Annotated in this window: 16 protein-coding genes; 6 read left to right on the forward strand and 10 right to left on the reverse strand. The window is 66.8% G+C overall.

Annotated features, from left to right (window positions below):
• Positions 1 to 41: 41 nt before the first annotated feature.
• From VHC04_RS22620 to VHC04_RS22640, 5 genes are all read right to left on the reverse strand, one after another.
• Positions 42 to 1,253 carry a CaiB/BaiF CoA transferase family protein gene (locus VHC04_RS22620; protein ID WP_325685008.1) on the reverse strand — a complete coding sequence of 404 codons (1,212 nt, stop codon included), beginning with the start codon at positions 1,251 to 1,253 and terminating at the stop codon, positions 42 to 44.
• A 184-nt stretch (positions 1,254 to 1,437) separates the two neighbouring features.
• The gene (locus VHC04_RS22625; RefSeq protein WP_325685009.1) at positions 1,438 to 2,259 is read right to left on the reverse strand and encodes a hypothetical protein; all 822 of its coding nucleotides are present in this window, start codon (positions 2,257 to 2,259) and stop codon (positions 1,438 to 1,440) included.
• An 84-nt stretch (positions 2,260 to 2,343) separates the two neighbouring features.
• Entirely contained in the window at positions 2,344 to 3,501 is a 1,158-nt protein-coding gene (locus VHC04_RS22630) for an alpha/beta fold hydrolase (protein WP_325685010.1), read from the reverse strand.
• A gap of 19 nt (positions 3,502 to 3,520) precedes the next feature.
• Positions 3,521 to 4,060: a carboxymuconolactone decarboxylase family protein gene (locus tag VHC04_RS22635; RefSeq protein WP_325685011.1), complete on the reverse strand. Its 540-nt coding sequence runs from the start codon at positions 4,058 to 4,060 to the stop codon at positions 3,521 to 3,523.
• 77 nt (positions 4,061 to 4,137) lie between these two features.
• Positions 4,138 to 4,515, reverse strand: a complete 378-nt coding sequence (locus VHC04_RS22640) for a hypothetical protein (protein ID WP_325685012.1) — start codon at positions 4,513 to 4,515, stop codon at positions 4,138 to 4,140.
• A gap of 163 nt (positions 4,516 to 4,678) precedes the next feature.
• Here VHC04_RS22640 and VHC04_RS22645 point away from each other — a divergent pair, with 163 nt between their 5' ends.
• The 3 genes from VHC04_RS22645 to VHC04_RS22655 all read left to right on the forward strand — a co-directional run bounded on the left by VHC04_RS22645 (position 4,679) and on the right by VHC04_RS22655 (position 7,120).
• Entirely contained in the window at positions 4,679 to 5,425 is a 747-nt protein-coding gene (locus tag VHC04_RS22645; RefSeq protein ID WP_325685013.1) for an alpha/beta fold hydrolase, read from the forward strand.
• Between the two features lie 115 nt (positions 5,426 to 5,540).
• The gene (locus tag VHC04_RS22650) at positions 5,541 to 6,857 is read left to right on the forward strand and encodes a nucleotide sugar dehydrogenase (RefSeq protein ID WP_325685014.1); all 1,317 of its coding nucleotides are present in this window, start codon (positions 5,541 to 5,543) and stop codon (positions 6,855 to 6,857) included.
• Positions 6,854 to 7,120 (forward strand): hypothetical protein, encoded by a 267-nt coding sequence (locus tag VHC04_RS22655; RefSeq protein ID WP_325685015.1) that lies wholly within the window; start codon positions 6,854 to 6,856, stop codon positions 7,118 to 7,120. The genes VHC04_RS22650 and VHC04_RS22655 overlap by 4 nt, the downstream gene beginning before the upstream one ends.
• 19 nt (positions 7,121 to 7,139) lie before the next feature.
• On the opposite strand, the gene VHC04_RS22660 is transcribed toward VHC04_RS22655, so the two are convergent.
• Entirely contained in the window at positions 7,140 to 7,961 is an 822-nt protein-coding gene (locus VHC04_RS22660; RefSeq protein ID WP_325685016.1) for a hypothetical protein, read from the reverse strand.
• A 156-nt stretch (positions 7,962 to 8,117) separates the two neighbouring features.
• On the opposite strand from VHC04_RS22660, the gene VHC04_RS22665 reads away from it, so the two are divergent.
• Complete coding sequence (locus VHC04_RS22665; RefSeq protein ID WP_325685017.1) at positions 8,118 to 9,317, forward strand: MFS transporter; 1,200 nt, start codon at positions 8,118 to 8,120, stop codon at positions 9,315 to 9,317.
• A 77-nt stretch (positions 9,318 to 9,394) separates the two neighbouring features.
• Positions 9,395 to 12,031: an aminopeptidase N gene (gene pepN / locus VHC04_RS22670; RefSeq protein WP_325685018.1), complete on the forward strand. Its 2,637-nt coding sequence runs from the start codon at positions 9,395 to 9,397 to the stop codon at positions 12,029 to 12,031.
• Between the two features lie 39 nt (positions 12,032 to 12,070).
• Here the strand turns inward: pepN and VHC04_RS22675 are convergent, their stop codons facing one another.
• Both VHC04_RS22675 and VHC04_RS22680 read right to left on the reverse strand, forming a co-directional pair.
• Entirely contained in the window at positions 12,071 to 13,702 is a 1,632-nt protein-coding gene (locus VHC04_RS22675; protein WP_325685019.1) for an ABC transporter substrate-binding protein, read from the reverse strand.
• Positions 13,703 to 13,773: 71 nt separating this feature from the next.
• On the reverse strand, positions 13,774 to 14,109 hold the full coding sequence (locus VHC04_RS22680) for a hypothetical protein (protein WP_325685020.1): 336 nt from the start codon (positions 14,107 to 14,109) through the stop codon (positions 13,774 to 13,776).
• A 111-nt stretch (positions 14,110 to 14,220) separates the two neighbouring features.
• On the opposite strand from VHC04_RS22680, the gene VHC04_RS22685 reads away from it, so the two are divergent.
• Entirely contained in the window at positions 14,221 to 14,490 is a 270-nt protein-coding gene (locus VHC04_RS22685; RefSeq protein WP_325685021.1) for a ribbon-helix-helix domain-containing protein, read from the forward strand.
• Positions 14,491 to 14,492: 2 nt separating this feature from the next.
• Here the strand turns inward: VHC04_RS22685 and VHC04_RS22690 are convergent, their stop codons facing one another.
• Both VHC04_RS22690 and thiC read right to left on the reverse strand, forming a co-directional pair.
• A complete protein-coding gene (locus tag VHC04_RS22690) occupies positions 14,493 to 15,320 on the reverse strand; it encodes a SirB1 family protein (RefSeq protein ID WP_325685022.1) in 828 nt (275 codons plus the stop codon).
• Positions 15,321 to 15,346: 26 nt separating this feature from the next.
• On the reverse strand, positions 15,347 to 17,179 hold the full coding sequence (gene thiC / locus VHC04_RS22695) for a phosphomethylpyrimidine synthase ThiC (protein ID WP_325685023.1): 1,833 nt from the start codon (positions 17,177 to 17,179) through the stop codon (positions 15,347 to 15,349).

Genomic DNA, 17,179 nt, shown 5'->3' on the forward strand with positions numbered 1-17,179 from the left:
CGGGGGAAACAGCCCCGGGGCCGGTCATTCGACCCCACACCCTATGCCGCGCCGCGGATTGCCTTGCCGGATTCCAGGCGGTCGATTTCTCCTGCGGAGTAGCCCACTTCCCGCAGAATCTCCCGCGTGTGCTCGCCCAGTTTCGGCGGCATCCGGCGGATGCTGGCTGGACTGGCGGAAAACCGGGCCGGGGGACGAGCCTGGCGGATCCTGCCTTCGGTCGGATGATCGAACTCCTGGAACAGGCCAACTGCTTTCAGGTGCGGCTGCTCGGTGATCTCGCTGAGCTTGGCGAAGGCAGTGTGTGGGACGTCGATCTTCAGCAGCAATTCTTCCCACTCGGCGGTGGTACGGGAGGGCGCTATTTCTCGCATACGATCGTAGATACGATCGATATTCTGCGCTCGGGCAACGGGGTCGCGGACCTGAAATTCCTCGATGCATTCCGGCCGGCCGACCGCTTCGAAGAAGGCGCACCAATTCTCCCCCGAATAGGGCAGCATGGTGAGCCAACCGTCCTTCGTGCGCACCGGCTTGCGCGCCTTCATGCGTTTGTAGCCGGACGGCCCAATCGACGGGACAAAGGCAAGGCCACCGAACATCTCGATGCTGTTGAACGCGGCCAGCGTTTCCAGCATCGGCACTTCCACCATCTGGCCCTGGCCGGTACGCTCGCGATGCAGCAGGGCCGCGGTGACGGCCGAAGTCAGCGCCATGCCGCACAGCTTGTCACCGATCAGGCTGGGGACGAAGGCCGGCTCCTCATCGGTGCCCATGGCGGAGGCAAAGCCGGACGCCGCCTGAATGATCTCATCGAAAGCCGGTCGAGCACGCCACGGCCCGTCCTGACCGAAGCCGGTGGCGACGGCATAAATCAGCTTCGGGTTCAGGTCCTGACAGGCCTCATAACTAAAGCCCAGGCGAGCGAGGCCCGCCGGGCGGATATTACTGACCAGCGCATCGGCGGTGGTGATCAGTCGCCGCAGAATCTCTTTCCCGGCTGCCTGCTTCAGGTCGATCGCGATGCTCCGCTTGTTGCGGTTCACTGCCATGAACTGGCCACTCATGCCGCGGTTGCGGAACTGGCCCGAGGTGCGCCAGGTATCGCCGGTGAGGCTCTCGATCTTGATGATCTCGGCGCCCCAATCACCGAGGGTCTGAGTGCCGTACGGACCGAACAATACCGTAGTCAGATCGAGAATGCGAAAGCCTGTGAGCGGCCCAGTGGGGTTGCCGCCAGCGGGTTCGGTCATGTGCGACGAATCCTTGTTGTGCCTCTGAAGGCTGGCGAGTCTAGGACAGAGTCTTCCGCGCGGCCACAGGGCGAGAACCACAGGGTGAGACCCATGGGGCGAGAACCGATAGGACAGGGCCCAGCGGGACAAGGGTTCAAGGGGCGCGGCTATGGACCGGCTGGCAGCCTGATCCCGCCGCCGGCTATCCGCGATCCTTGCTCAGATGCGCCAGCAGCGCGACCGCTCCTGGCGTATTGCCGCGCGCCTGCCGAAGCAGGGCCTCACCGCCCACAGCGTAGACCGCGACCGCAGACAGCAGGTCGCGCAGCCGGTCCGGTGCATGAGCATCGAACGGCACCACACAACCGCCAGTCCGCTTTGCCAAGTCATAGAATGTTTCGGTATCGCGCCGAGCGGCGGGATCGGCCGTATCGTGCAGGACGATCAGACGCGTCCGCCGCACAGCTATCGCGTCCGCCAGCGCGCGGCCGGCGGCCAGATCCTCCTCGAACACATCGCCAATATAGACCACGACGCGGATGCCTGGATGCTTGATCGCTGTCGCCAGGATCGGCAGCAGCCGGGTCGCGCCAGCGACGCACTCCACCGACGCGGCCCGGTCGCGTAGCGTGTTGGCGTCATCGGTGAATTCGGTGAAAGTATGCACGCGGGAGCCGCCGTGTACCGCAAGGGCCACATCCAACCCGCCCGGCATCGTCTCTACCAGCGCGTCCGTCACCCGCCGCGCGGCGTTCCATGCCGGCTCCCGCGACGCCGTGGCATCGACCGCGAGGACCAGCCGCGGGCGGCGCGGCGGAGCAGCCAGCATCGGCGGCTCCGCGTGGCCCAGCGCCGCGGCCAGCGCCGCTCCGCCGGACGCCGCCACCGCGACTGCGTTGCTCGCCAGACCCCGCAGCCGCGCCAGCAGGCCGCCGGACCGGGTCGGGGTTGTTTGAGACGATTCGGCAACGACAGGCGGCGGCGCATCATCGGGCACCAGGACGAAATTCGGCTTTTCGGTCATCCGCAGCCTCCCGTTCCAGCCTGCATGGACGCGCCTGTCGGCGCTACCCCCTATAGCACGGCGGTGCCAGCGGCGGGCCGGCGGTTAGCGCAACGGAGCGCGGCCGCAATCGTCCTTCGGGGAACGGTCGGCGAACCGGTCGGAAATCCACGCTGCCGCGGCACCGGCACTCCGTACCCCTGCCGTATAGTGGTCGCCGCGCGACAGCGAGACATAGCGGACCGGGATGCCCGCTGTGCACAGGCGCTGGGCGAAGGATGCAGTCAGGACCGGGTCCACCACCGCGTCCCTGGCGCCTTGGGCGATGAACGCGGGAATGCCGCTGGCCCATGGCTGCGGGCTGTTCTCGGCCATCCGGGCACGCCAGGCATCACCGGGTGTCACCGGCTGGTTGTTCAGCGGGGCGGCGTCGGACAGCAACTGGTCCATCTGGTCCTTTGTCTCCAGGCACTCCTGCGCCGCCCGGTCCACCGCCGGCTGCCCATCGGCCGGGAGGATGTCGGCCGGATTCAACTTGTAGACCTGCGACCAGGAGGCAACGGTATAGGACAGCAACCCGCCCCAGAGCGGGTCTTCGCCCGGCTGCTGGAGCAGGGCCGCCACATCCGTCACCGGGGCGGCCGCGGCAACCCCGACCAGGTGCAGGTCCGGCGCGTATTTCGCCGTCACGTCAGGCACGAACAGCGCGGCGTGGCCGCCCTGGGAATGGCCCCACACGGCGAACCGATTGCTCGCTTGCAGATCCGGCAAATGCTGCAGCGCCCTGACCGAGTCCACCGCCGCCCGCGCCTCGCTGACGCCGACCAGGTACGGGTGCGTGCCGGGCGTGCCCAGGCCAGGATAATCCGTGGCGACGATGATGTAGCCGCGCGACAGGAACAGCCCCAGACCCTGGATCTGGCCGAACGGGCTGGGACCCTGGCTCGGTGCACAGGCAGTGGCGATGCCGGTGGTCGGATGCAGCCAGGCCACGACCGGACGGCCGCCCGACGGCGCGCGCGGCGTCTTGGGCACGACCACCAGAGCCGAGACCTCGATCTGGCTGCCATCGGGCGCGGTCGAGGCATAGACGATCCGCTGTGCCGTCGCGTTGGACGGGCCGCCAGGGAAGGGAGCGGCGCTGATGACGGTCCCCGGCTGCAGGGCCGGCGGCTTCGGCGGGGCACAGGCGGCCACCTCCGCCAGCAGGAGGAAGGCGCCGCCACAGAGCAGGCGGCGAGAAAGACTGGTCGGAAATGTCACAGAGCAGGCCTTGCGTTCTTCAAAGCACGTCCGCGTTCAGGCCGGATTCCAGCTCCGCGGCGTTCACCGTCATCGCCAGCAGGCTGTAGTAGCCGATGGCGCCGGTCAGTTGAATGAAGCCGTCATCGCCGAACCGGTCACGCAGGACGGCTGCATCGGCATCGGCGACGCGATGGCGGCGCAGCAGGGTCCGGGTGAACGCGACAATCGCCAGGTCTTCGGGCGGGATGCCGTCATCCGTACCGGCCTTGATCGCGGCGACGGTACTGTCGGTGATACCCCGCTGGCGGGCGACTCCGGTCTGTGCGCCCCAGACGTACTGGGCATCGAATTCCCGGGCGACCACCAGCGCGGCGAGGGTGCGGACCCGGAAATCCAACGTGCCCTCGAAACGGATATAGCTGCCCAGATGCGCCAGTCGCCCGGCCAGCTCAGGGCAATGCAGGAAGACCGAAAATGGTCCCTCCAGCGAGCCGCGGCTGCCGATGATGGCATCCGCGATGGGCTGGTGCTGCGGCGCAAGCTGCTCCTTGCGGTGGATCAGGGGAAGGCGCGCCATGTCAGGGTCCCGACTCGCATTGCGGACTATTGCACCCGCTTGCTCCTTGACCGCAAGGGTAGGCAAGCCGGCGTCGACTACAGCTCGAGGCCAGGGGCGAAACAGTAGATCACCACGTGATCCTGGACCGTATACCAGACGATGGCCCGGCCGGTCGGGTTCGGACCGCCATTCGGGTCTCGCAATTGTGATGGCAGGATGCGGTGCCATTCACCCTGGATGTAGACTTCGTAATACGCTCCGTTGGCCCGCCACTGGTCGTCGGCCAGAATGTGCCCGTCGGCGACAGAGCAGCACAGGGTGCCGCGCAGGCTGTGCTGCCGCTCGAACCAGGTGTGCAGGGCCGGATCGGCATCCGGCGGCGGCGCCGCGGCAGCGGGAAACAGGCCAAGAGCCGCGACCAGTCCACAGGCCGCCCATCGGGACAACCGCGACCGGCGGGTCTGCCGAACCATCCGAGGTATCCTGGTCGACCAGTCAGGCATGGTTCGCATCCCCTTCTCGTCTTGCCGTCACCGCGGGCGCGGCGGGCTGAGCATGGACATCCAGGCGGTGGCGCCGCAGTGTCGGGCCGCACGATAGAACGAGCCTATCCAGGCAGCGGCGGGAGGAACAACGATGCCATGGTATGAAAACGGACCGGTCCGCATCCACTACCAGGAGGTCGGGTCCGGTACTCCCTTGCTGATCCTGCCCGGCGGCGGGCTGAATGCGACCCTGTCCTTCATGACCGGCAGCGCCCCGTTCAATCCGTTCGAAGCGTTCGGCGGCGAGTACCGTTGCATCGCCGCCGATCTGCGCAACGCCAACGGTGGCCTGTCGGAGGGTCCGGTGGAGGTGGACCGGCCATGGGATTCCTATGCCGACGACCAGCTGGGCCTGATGGATCACCTCGGGATTCAACGCTTCTTGGTGATGGGGTTCTGCATCGGCGGCCCGTTCATCTGGAACCTGCTGCGCCGCGCGCCGGAGCGCGTCATTGCCGCGGTACTGGCGCAACCCAGCGGTGCTCGGCCTGACAATCCCGACCTGTTCTACAACAACAACATGACTGGCTGGGGCCCGCCGCTATGCGCACGGCGGTCGGACGTGACGATGGAACAGGTGGAGTCCTTCCTGACCCGGATGTATCGCGCCAATCCGGACTTCGTCATTTCAGTCTCCCGCGACGTGGTGCGCGGCTGCCGGACGCCCGTGCTGATCCTGCCCGACGATGTGCCCGCCCACCCCTACGCGGTCGCCATGGAGTCCGCGCGGCTGGCGCCGAACGCGCAGGTCAGCCTGTATCCGTGGAAGGACCCGCCGGACCTGGTGCCGCTGGCGGTGCGGCACATCCGCACCTTCCTGAAGGCCAACCGGCCATAGCACCGCCCATAGCAAGACCCCCGCGCGCCGCCGGCCTTCTGCCGATTCCGGTTCGCTTCCACGGGATTTCCGTGTAAGCAGGCCCGGCTTTTCAATCCGGTCGGTTTATCTCTGCATGCGCATTTCCGTCTTCGGTATCGGTTATGTCGGCGTCGTCTCCTGCGGCTGCCTGGCGGAGCTGGGCCATGAGATCATCGGCGTCGATGTCTCCGTCGAGAAGATCGCCATGCTGGCCGGCGGCCGCTCCCCCATCGTGGAGGAGGAGATCGACGGCCTGATCGCCGCCGCGGTGAAGCAGGGCCGGCTGACCGCGACCGACGACGTGGCCGCGGCGGTGGCTGGGACCGACGTGTCCTTCATCTCGGTCGGCACGCCCAGCGCCTCGGACGGCAGCGTCGCCCTGGGCGCGGTGGATGGTGTGATCCAGTCGATCGGCGCTGCACTGCGGGCCAAGCCGGGGCCGCACACGGTGGTCATGCGCTCCACCGTGCCGCCCGGCACCGCCGAGGATCGGGTGATCCCGCTGCTGGAACGCGCCAGTGAGCGGCGGCTCGGCGAAGGACTCTTCTATTATGCCAATCCCGAATTCCTGCGCGAAGGATCCTCGGTCCGCGACTTCCGCAACCCGCCCTTTACCCTGATCGGTGCCCCGCCCGGCGATGACGCCGCCGTGCTGCGAGAGGTCTATGCGCCACTGCCGGCGGCCGTGCATGTCGCGCCCTATCGCGTGGCGGAGAGCGTGAAGCACATCTCCAACGTGTTCCACGCGGTGAAGCTGGCGTTCGCCAACGAAGCCGGGTCCATCCTGTCCGCCTACGGCGTGGACGCGCGCGAGGCGTTCCGCCTGCTGTGTGAGGATCGGGTGCTGAACATCTCGCCCGCCTATCTGCGACCGGGCTTTGCCTTTGGCGGCTCCTGCCTGCCCAAGGACGTGCGCAGCTTCCTGGCATTGGCCGACCAGCGGGGCATGTCGGCACCGCTATTGAAGCAGTTGCTGCCGTCGAACCAGGCGATCATCGACCGCACCTTCGATTCGATATCCGAACACGGGCGCCAGCCGGTGGCGCTGTTCGGACTGTCATTCAAGCCGGGAACGGACGATCTGCGGGAGTCGCCCTTCGTGCTGCTGGCGGAGAAACTGCTGGGCAAGGGCTTCGACCTGCGCATCTACGACCGTTTCGTCCAGGTCGCGCGGCTGATGGGCGCCAACCGCGCCTATATCGACCGGGAGATTCCGCATCTGGAACGGCTGATGGTGGTCAGCCCGCAGGCCGCGCTGTCGGGGGCACGCATCGTGGTGCTGGGGCATGTCGCGGCCGAGGACCGCGCGGCATTGCTGGCGGGCCTGAACGGGCATGTGGTGATCGACCTGGCCGGGATGGCCGATGCCGCGGCGGTACCCGGCATCACCTATCAGGGGTTGTGCTGGTGAAATACCTGCCTCTGGCCATGACGCGCGGGGTGCTGCTGGCCGAGGCAATCCGCGGATCGGTGGCCGGCGCCCCTGCTTCGGGTCTGTGTGGCTGGTGCGGCTCGGCCATTCCCGCCGGCTTGGCCAGAGCCGGGCGCATCGTACGGTGCCCGGGCTGCGCGCGACGTCAGGCCGTGCCAGCGGTGGAAGAGGTGCCATGGCGGCTGGATGCCGCGTCGGCGGAGGCGCTCCGCCGCACGCGGACATGGTTGCGGCGGGTGTAAGGTCAACAAGATCCGGCGGTCACCCCTCCGGTAATGCATCCAGAATGAACTGACCGAACAGCGTCATCTCCGGACTCGTATGCGCATAGCGATCGATCGCGCCCAGGGCCCGCGCCGTCATTGCCGAATCCGGTGGATCGGTCCCCGGCAGTCCCGGTAGCCGCGCAACGATACCGGCCGCGGCGTCCCGCGCCTCGGCGCGAAGCCGGGCACCGGCGGCGACAGTGGGTTCGGCATGCAGCAACGGCTCCAGCGCATCCGCCAGCCAGGCCAGCACGGCCGGCCAATGCGCCAGCTGGCGATACAACGCCGGAACGAACGCGGCCCCGTTCATCTCAGTCGCGAACCGCATCAGCACGGCGCGTTCCGCTGCCGGCAGCGCGGCCGGGTCGACGTTACCCGGCATCGGAGGGAGCATCGGCGGCGGAGTCCACCCGCCGACAAAGCCACCACCGGCGGGCTTCGTTCCGGTCAGCAGCAGGCGCAGGCACGCGCCGGTCATCAGGTTCACCGGCGAGACACGGACGAAATTCGCGGCGATGGTGCGGATGGCGGCGACATCCCCGGCGGATAGCCCTGACACCACCGTGTCGGCCGGCGGGGGAGACTCCAGCCGCGCCGACCGCGCCAGACGCCATGCGGTCTGTTGCACGACCCCCGAGACGAGTGCCGGTCGCATAGCGTCCCACGCCCATTCCAGCACCCCCGGCAAGGTGGCCAGATAGCGTTGCATGGACGAAACGTACGGCACGCCGGAGAACACCCGCACCTCCTGATAGATTGCGGCGATGCGTCCGCTGGCGGTGCTTTCCGGCAGTTCGGGCAGCAGATCCTGGCTCATTCGCATAGCCTGGCGCATCCGGTGTGCCGGCGCCATCCCGACGCGCGTCCCCACATCGACGCGCATGGCTTTGGGTGCCATACCGGCCCGATGTCTACCGGGAAACCCAAGATCACCCCATCCGCGCCACGGGCATCGGGACCTGGCGCGGGGGCGGTGCCATCCACGGCCGCGCTGCTCCGCTCCATGCCGATCTGGCCGTTGCTGGCGACCCTGGCGGTGCAGACCCTGGCAACCATGTCGCTGTATTCGCTGCCGACCCTGGCCCCCGAAGTGGCACGTGACCTGCACGCGCAGGCGACGCTGGTTGGCGGTTTCGTGGCGCTGGCCTACGGCACCGGCATTCTGTCGGCGTTGGTCTCGCCGGGCTTGGTGCGGCGCTATGGCGGCGTGCGGGCGACCCAGGTGGTGCTGCTGGCGGCCGCGGGCATGGTGGCACTGATCGGCTTCGGCCGCAGCGCGGCGGGCATGGGCCTGGCGGCCGTCGTGCTGGGCCTGGGCTACGGCGCCGCCGCCCCGGCCAGCACCCATCTGCTGGTGCCGCAGACCCCGCGGCCGGTGTTCAACCTCGTCATGTCCGTCCGCCAGGTCGGCGTGCCGTTGGGTGGCGTGCTGGCGGCGCTGATCCTGCCGCCGCTGGCCCTGCTGATCGGCTGGCGCGGCGCCATCCTGCTGGAACTTGTGCCGCTGCTGTTGCTGATCGGTCTGATGGAGCTCCCGCGCCGCCGCTGGGACCATGACCGGGAACCGCAGCGCAGGGTCCTCGGCCGCACGCTGCTGCAACCCTTCGCCCTGCTGCGGGACCTGCGCTTCCGCCGGCTGTCGATCGCCGCCTTCATCTATTCCGGCCTGGCGCTGTGCCTGGTCGCGTTCATGACGGAGCAGCTGACCCGCATCGTCGGCCTGGACCTCGTGCGCGCCGGACAGATGTTGGCCGCCTACCAGATCGCCGGATCGGCCAGCCGCCCGGTCTGGGGTTGGATCGCCGACCGGTTCCTGAGTCCGGCCCAGACATTGGGCGTGCTGGGCCTGGGCATGGCCGCCGCCGCCGGGCTGACCGCGCTATATAGTCCTGGCTGGCCGAGCTGGGGCATCTTCCTCAATGCGATCCTGGCTGGCTGCACCTCGGGCGGTTACACCGGCGTCGCCTACGCCGAATATGCCGAGCTCGGCGGCTCGCGCCGGACCGAAGCCACCGGGCTGGGCACCGCCATCATGTTCTTCGGCGGCATGGCGGTGCCGCCATTGTTCGGTGCCTCGGTCGCCGCTTTGGGCGCCTATCATGAAAGCTATCTGATCGGCGCCGTCTGCGCACTGGCCGCGGGCGGACTTTTGATGCTGCCCGGCCGGCGATAGCCGGCCCGCGCCACGGCCGGCATTTCAATCGTGGCCTGAAACACAATATCTTCGGCTGAGAGAAGACTGGAGACACCATGCCCGCCGACGCGATCCAGACCGAAGCCGCCCCGAAGGAAGTCCGGCTGGCCGATTACACGCCGCCGCCCTACCTGATCGACACGGTGGACCTGAGCTTCGAACTGGACCCGCAGGCGACGCGCGTCGTCTCCCGGTTGTCGGTACGGCGCGGCGCGAACGTGCCGGCGGATACGCCGCTGCACCTGGATGGGGAGGCGCTGACGCTCCTGGACATCACCCTGGACGGCGCCCCGGTCGCGCATGACATGGTGCCGGACGGGTTGGTGATCCCGGTGATGCCGGAGCGTTGCGTCCTGACCATCGTCACAACCATCGCACCGGCCGCGAATACGGAGCTGAGCGGCCTGTACACCTCCGGCGGCAGCTATTTCACCCAGTGTGAGGCCCAGGGATTTCGCCGCATCACCTACTTCCCCGATCGGCCGGACGTGATGTCGCGCTACACGACCACGATCATCGCCTCAAAAGCCGACTGCCCGGTGATGCTGTCGAACGGCAATCCGGGAGCGGTGGAGGAGATGGAGGACGGCCGGCACACGGTAACCTGGACCGATCCGCATCCCAAACCCTGCTACTTGTTCGCGCTGGTCGCCGGCGATCTTGTTTCGGTACAGGACAGCTTCACCACGCGCTCCGGCCGTCGGGTCGCGCTGGGCATCCATGTCCGTCGCGGCGATGAGGACCGGTGCGGTCACGCGATGAAGTCGCTGAAGACCGCCATGACCTGGGACGAGGAGGTGTTCGGCCTGGAATACGATCTTGACGTGTTCAACATCGCCGCCGTCTCCGACTTCAACATGGGCGCCATGGAAAACAAGGGCCTGAACGTCTTCAATACCAAGTATGTGCTCGCCCGGCCCGAAACCGCGACCGATACAGACTATCAGGGCATCGAGTCCGTCATCGCGCATGAGTATTTCCATAACTGGACCGGCAACCGCGTCACCTGCCGCGACTGGTTCCAGTTGTCGCTGAAGGAAGGCCTGACCGTCTACCGCGACCAGGAATTCTCGGCGGATCAAGGCAGCCGCGCCGTGAAGCGCATCCATGATGTGCGCGGGTTGCGCGCAGCCCAGTTCCGAGAGGACGCGGGGCCGCTGGCACATCCGGTGCAGCCGGACAGCTATCTGGCGATCGATAATTTTTATACGGCAACGGTCTACAACAAGGGCGCCGAGGTCATCCGCATGATGGCCACCATCATCGGCCGGCGTGCCTTCAGGGCAGGCATGGACTTGTATTTCGCCCGCCACGACAACGCGGCCGTGACCATCGATGACTTCGTGCAGGCGATGCAGGACGCCTCCGGCGTCGACCTGCAGCGCTTCAAGCGCTGGTACCACCAGGCCGGCACGCCCGAGGTCTCCGTCGAGGATCAGTACGATCCGGCATCAAAACGCTTCTCCCTGACCATCCGCCAGGCCACGCGGCCCACCCCCGGTCAGCCGGTCAAGCAGCCGCTGGTCATCCCGGTCGCGATGGGGCTTCTGGACGGCAACGGGCAGGCGCTGGAGACCCGGTTGGAAGGGGAAGCCGCGGCGGTCGCCGGCACCCGCGTGCTGCTGGCCACCGAGGCCGAGAACCGGTTCGAGTTCGTCGATGTCGCCAGCCCGCCCGTGCCGTCCCTGCTGCGCGGCTTCTCGGCTCCCGTGAAGCTGTCGGGTGTGTCGCGGGAGCGGCTGCGCTTCCTGGCGGCGCATGACACCGATCCGTTCGTGCGCTGGGATTCCGGCCAGCAATACGCGGCCATGGCATTGCTCGACATGGTGGCGGCGCTGCAGCAGGGCGACACGCCGACGATCGATCCCGGCCTGGTCGACGCCGCCGGCGCCGCATTGGAACAGGAACCGGCCTTCGCCGCCGAGGCGCTGGTACTGCCGGCCGAAACCACCCTGGCCGACATGATGACGGTTGTTGACGCCGACTCGATCCATACCGCCCGCGATCTGACACGAACCGCGATCGGCAAGGCGCTGTCGGAGCGGTTGCGCGCGGTCTATGACTCGCTGACCGATCATGGGCCGTATGAGAATGATGGCGCCGCCATCGGCCGCCGATCGCTGCGCAACGCCTGCCTGGCCTACCTGGTGGCCACCGGCGACGCCGCCGCGGTCCGGCTGGCCAAGGCACAGTTCGATGCCGGACAGAGCATGACCGATGTGCTGGCGGCACTCGCGGTGCTGGCGGCCACGGATACGCCGGAACGTTCCGCCGCGCTGGCAGCGTTCTATCGTGCCTGGCACGACGACCCGCTGGCGCTGGACAAGTGGTTTTCGATTCAGGCCCTGTCGCCGCTGCCCGGAACGATCAACGAGGTACAGGCCCTTCTGGCGCATCCGGATTTCGACCTGCGCAATCCGAACCGGGTGCGCGCCCTGGTGGGTGCCTTCGCTGGCAACCAGGTGCGATTCCATGATCCGAGCGGCGCTGGCTATCGCCTATACGCGGACACCATCATCGAGCTGGACCCCGCCAACCCGCAAATCGCCGCCCGCATGATTGCGCCGCTGGGGCAATGGCGGCGCTTCGACGCCGCTCGGCAGGCCCTGATGCGCGGCGAACTCCAACGCATCCTGGCACAGCCGGCGCTATCGCGGAATACATTCGAAATGGCATCGAAAAGCATGGCCTGACACCAAGGCCGCGCAGTCCGGCCCGACGGCTGGGCCGGACTACCGCGCCAGCCAGACATCCTCCATCCGCCAGCCGTTGAAGATGCTGTTGACCATGATCGTCATGTTTTTTACCTCGGGCCGCATGCAGGTGCCGCCGCGCAGATAATACAGCATCGGCCGCACCGCATCATTGGTGAGCCGGCGATCGATCTCCCACGCGATCAGCTTGCGCTTCTCCTGGTCCCGCTCCCGCGATTGTTGCGCGATCAGGGCGTCCACCTCCTTGTTGCAGTAGTCCATATAGGTGCGCGACCCGCAGGCATAGTTCTCGAAATAGTTCTGATCGGGATCGTCGACGCCGTTGCCGACCTGACTGAGCGCCAGCTGATAGTCGCGGCGGACCAGCTTCGGTACCCAAAGCGCGGTTTCCACGATCTCCAGCTCCGCGTCGATATAGATTTCCTTCAGCTGATCGATCAGCAGCACCGCCGCGTCGCGATAGGTGGGCAGGTTGCGCGATGCCATCTTCACCTTCAGCCGCTTGTCCGGGCCATAGCCATGCGCCTCCATCACCGACCGAACCTTGGCGCGGCGATCGGCCAGATCGCCGCCGTAGCCGACCAGCGTCGCCTGCATCGCGGCCGGCATGCCCCACCGGCCTTCCGGCAATGGCTGCATGGCGGTGCCAACGTCACCCTTGCCCTGGGTCAGCACATCGACGAACGCCTTGCGGTCGATCGCCATGCCGACGGCCCGCCGCACCTCGATATCGTCAAACGGCGGCACCGGGTTCATCAGCAGGTTCGCCGCCACGTTCATGGGTGAGATGTCGCAGACCGCGTCCGGCATCTGCCGTTGCACATCGCCGACCAGTGGCACCGTCAGTTCATAGGGGAAGATCATGTCGAACTTGCCGGAGGTGAAGCCCAGGATCGCGGTCGAACGGCTGGTGATGATCGTGTATTCGATGCCGTCCAGATACGGCAGGCCGGGCTTCCAATAGGTGGGGTTCCGGGTCAGCTTGATGCCCTGGTTCGCCTTATATTCGACGAACTTGAACGGACCGGTGCCGATCGGCGCCAGCCGCATGTCGCGTGGGGAGACGTGGCACGGATAGATCGGCGTGAAGCCGGACGCGAGCAGTGCCAGCAACGCCGGCTGCGGCTCCTTCAGCCGGAAGACGACCAGATCGTCCCCCTCGACCCGGACATCCTGGATATTGGCGTACCAGCCCTTTCGAAAATTGAGCTTCAGGTTCTCCTTCGCCTTCCCCTGCAGCAGGTCCATGGTGCATTTCACGTCCGCCGCGGTGAACGGCTTGCCATCGTGCCAGGTGACACCGTGGCGCACCGTGAAGGTCAGCGTCTTCCCATCTTCGCTCCAGGCCCATTTCGTTGCGAGTTCAGGCACGACGTCGTCCAGGCTGTTCTGGCGCTGATGCTGATCGAAGATCACCAGGTTGTTGAACACGCCCATCATCGGCAAGTTGACCGAGATCGTGCCTTCCTCATGGATCGACATGGAGGCCGGGCTGTCCCGATGGGTGATGCGCAGGATACCGCCGCGTCTCGGGGCTTCGTCGGCCAGCGCCCCGGTCGAGACGGCTGCAATAAGCAGGATGGCAGCTCCGACGACGGCAGACAGCCGGGTCCAATCCCGCCTGGGCCGGCGTTTTTTGGTGATTGTCACGAACGTTTCCTCCCTGTGCCGGATTATTGCCGGCCATCACCGCGGAGCGTGGCACGCCGATCCGGCCGCGATCAACGGTTCGCTGGCGATGATCCGGCGCCGAACGGGAAAATGAGTGCATGAGCCGCAGCCCCAGCCTGCCCGTCGGACGAGACACGTGGCGCGGCCCGATCGGTCCCGCGCTGTTGATCATCGAGACGCTGCAGGAAGCCGGCCATGGGCCGCTCTGCTTTCGCATCGGAGGCGGGACGGTCCTGATGTTCCGCTTCGACCACCGCCTCGGTGGACACCACCTCAGCAATGACCGCGAGGGTTTCACGGCGCCAGGCTGTCGCAATGGTTGACGCCGCCTGACGGGCACCCATAGGCTGGAGCGCGATCGCCTGAAGCCGGCGGTGAGAAGACATGAATCGCGCTCTTGCGATCCTGATATCGTGTCGAAACGCGCGCGACACGGACGCCGGCTGCCAATCCGGAGCTGGATAAGGCACTGATCGAGACCAGGTGACCGCAGACCCATGCTGACCAAGCGCAGCGTCACCCTGGCCGGCCACCGGACCAGCATCGCACTGGAACCGGAATTCTGGGCCGCACTGACGGATCTCGCCCAGGCCCGGGGACAGACACTGTCCATGCTCGTCGCATCCGTCGATGCCGACAGAACGCCGGACCGGCCGTTGGCATCCGCGCTGCGGGTGACGGCTCTGCTGGCCACTCGCCGCCGGCCAGACGACGAACGGACAGACGACGAACGGACAGGTGACGAACGGCCAGGCGACGAAGCCTGACCTCAATTCAGCATCGTCTTCAAGATATCCAGCTGGGCCCGCACGGCATCGGCAGTGGCCCCTTTTGGCACCAGTTCCAGGAACCGGCGATAGCTGCCGGCGGCGGCGGCCACCCTGTGCAGCTTCTGGTTCAGCAGACCAGCCTGACGCCACAGCTCCGCCTGGTCGGGGGCAATCAGCAGCATATCCTCGGTGCAGCCCAGCCCGCCCTCGATATCACCGGCCTGCAGGCGCCGGGTCATGATATTGTTCTGCAGCCGCAGCAGGACGCGACGGGTGTTCATCGGCACCAGCAGGCCGGGCCGCAAGACGGCATCCGGCCCCTCCACCCGACGCAGCAGCGCCCGCAGCTCCTTCGAGCCCAGAACCTGTCCGCCGCCGAACACGTCCAGCACGGCCTGCTGCCCGGTCTCCTGCAGCGCGATCAGGAAATGTGCCGGGAAATCGACCCCATGGCACCGCCAGCCAGCACAGCGCGTCGTATGCAGCCACAGCACGCCCAGGGCGACCGGCAGGCCGCGCCGCCGTTCGATCACCCGGATCAGGTTGGCGTTGGCCAGGTCGTCATAGGTGTCGGTGTCACCACGATAGCCATAGCTATCGACCAGCAGGCCAGCCAGCGCCGCCGCCCGTTCATGAACATCAGCGCCGGCGAAGGCTCTGGCCAAGTCGACCGCATCCCTCGCCAGATCCGACAGGTGCCGTTCGGCGGCCAGCCAGTCCGCGTCGGGCGCGTCGACGCGGGCAAGTTGTAACGCCGCGGAACCGATGTCGATCTCGACATCGGGCAGTTGGCCTATCGCCTCCAGCGCGCGCCGCGGGTCGCTCATCAGCGCATGCGGGGGCACATGCGCGACTACTCCGCGGCCTGCTGCGGCAAGTAGATCTCCTGCCCGCTCTTGGCGAATTCCGCGCTCTTCTGTTCCATCCCGGCCATCCGTTCGGCTTCCTGGCGCAGATCCTGGGTGATCTGCATAGAACAGAATTTCGGACCGCACATGGAACAGAAATGCGCGACCTTGTGCGCCTCCTTCGGCAGGGTCTCGTCGTGGAACTGCCTGGCGGTGTCGGGGTCGAGGGACAGGTTGAACTGATCCTCCCACCGGAACTCGAAGCGGGCGCGGGACACCGCGTCGTCGCGCAGCTTGGCGGCCGGGTGACCCTTGGCAAGGTCCGCGGCATGGGCGGCGATGCGATAGGTGATGACGCCGGTCTTCACGTCGTCGCGGTTGGGCAGACCCAGATGCTCCTTCGGCGTGACGTAGCACAGCATGGCGGTGCCGAACCAGCCGATCATCGCCGCACCGATGGCGCTGGTGATGTGGTCGTAGCCGGGCGCGATATCGGTCGTCAGCGGGCCCAGCGTGTAGAACGGCGCCTCACCGCATTCGCGAAGCTGCTTGTCCATGTTGATCTTGATCTTGTGCATCGGCACATGGCCGGGGCCCTCGATCATCACCTGGCAGCCCTTGTCCCAGGCGACCTTGGTCAGCTCGCCCAGCGTCTCCAGCTCACCGAACTGGGCGGCGTCGTTGGCGTCGGCATTCGATCCGGGGCGCAGGCCGTCGCCGAGGCTGAACGACACGTCATATTTGCGCATGATGTCGCAGATCTCATCGAAGCGCTCATACAGGAACGATTCCTTGTGCTTCGACAGGCACCATTTCGCCATGATGGAACCGCCGCGGGAGACGATGCCAGTGACGCGCCGCGCCGTCAGCGGCACGTATTTCAGCCGCACGCCGGCATGAATCGTGAAGTAGTCGACGCCCTGCTCCGCCTGCTCGATCAGCGTGTCCTTGAACACTTCCCAATCCAGCTTGGTGGGGTCGCCGTCCACTTTCTCCAGCGCCTGGTAGATCGGCACGGTGCCGATCGGAACCGGGGCGTTTCGCAGAATCCAGCCACGGATGTTATGGATGTTGCGGCCGGTGGACAGGTCCATGACGGTGTCGGAGCCCCAGCGGATGGCCCAGACCAGCTTCTCCACCTCCTCGGCCGCGCCCGACGTCACCGCCGAATTACCGATATTGGCGTTGATCTTCACCAGGAAGTTGCGGCCGATGATGACCGGCTCCAGCTCCGGATGATTGATATTGGCCGGAATGATCGCGCGGCCCCGAGCGATTTCGGACCGGACGAATTCGGGGGTGATGAAGGGCGGGATTTCGGCACCGAAGCTTTCACCATCGGCGACCCGCACCTCGGCACCGTCGATCATCGTCTGCCGGCCCATGTTCTCGCGATGGGCGACGTAGATCATCTCCTCGGTGATGATCCCGGCCTTGGCGAATTCATACTGGGTGACCAGCTGCCCCGGCTTGCCGCCATAGACGACATGCTCCGCCGGGCAGGCCGGCACCAGCTTGTCGACGGCGATGTTGCCGTTGTCCTCGGGCTTCACCGCGCGCGCCGTCACCCGGTCCAAGCCGCGCCGCGCCAGCCACTCCCGGCGCACCGGCGGCAGGCCGGCCTCCAGGTCGATGGTCACCGACGGATCGGTGTAGACGCCGGAGCAGTCATAGGCGCGATAGGGTTCCTCCTTCGCCGACGGGTCCAGCGCGATCTCCCGGAACGGCACCAGGATATCCGGCCGGCCTTCCGGACTCGTATAGATTTTCCGGGAACCGGCGATCGGTCCGGTGGTCACCGAACTCGGACGGGCGGCGGACTTGGACTGGACCGTCAT

The sequence above is a fragment of the Rhodopila sp. genome (genome assembly GCF_035548095.1).
In the GTDB taxonomy this organism is placed as follows: domain Bacteria; phylum Pseudomonadota; class Alphaproteobacteria; order Acetobacterales; family Acetobacteraceae; genus Rhodopila.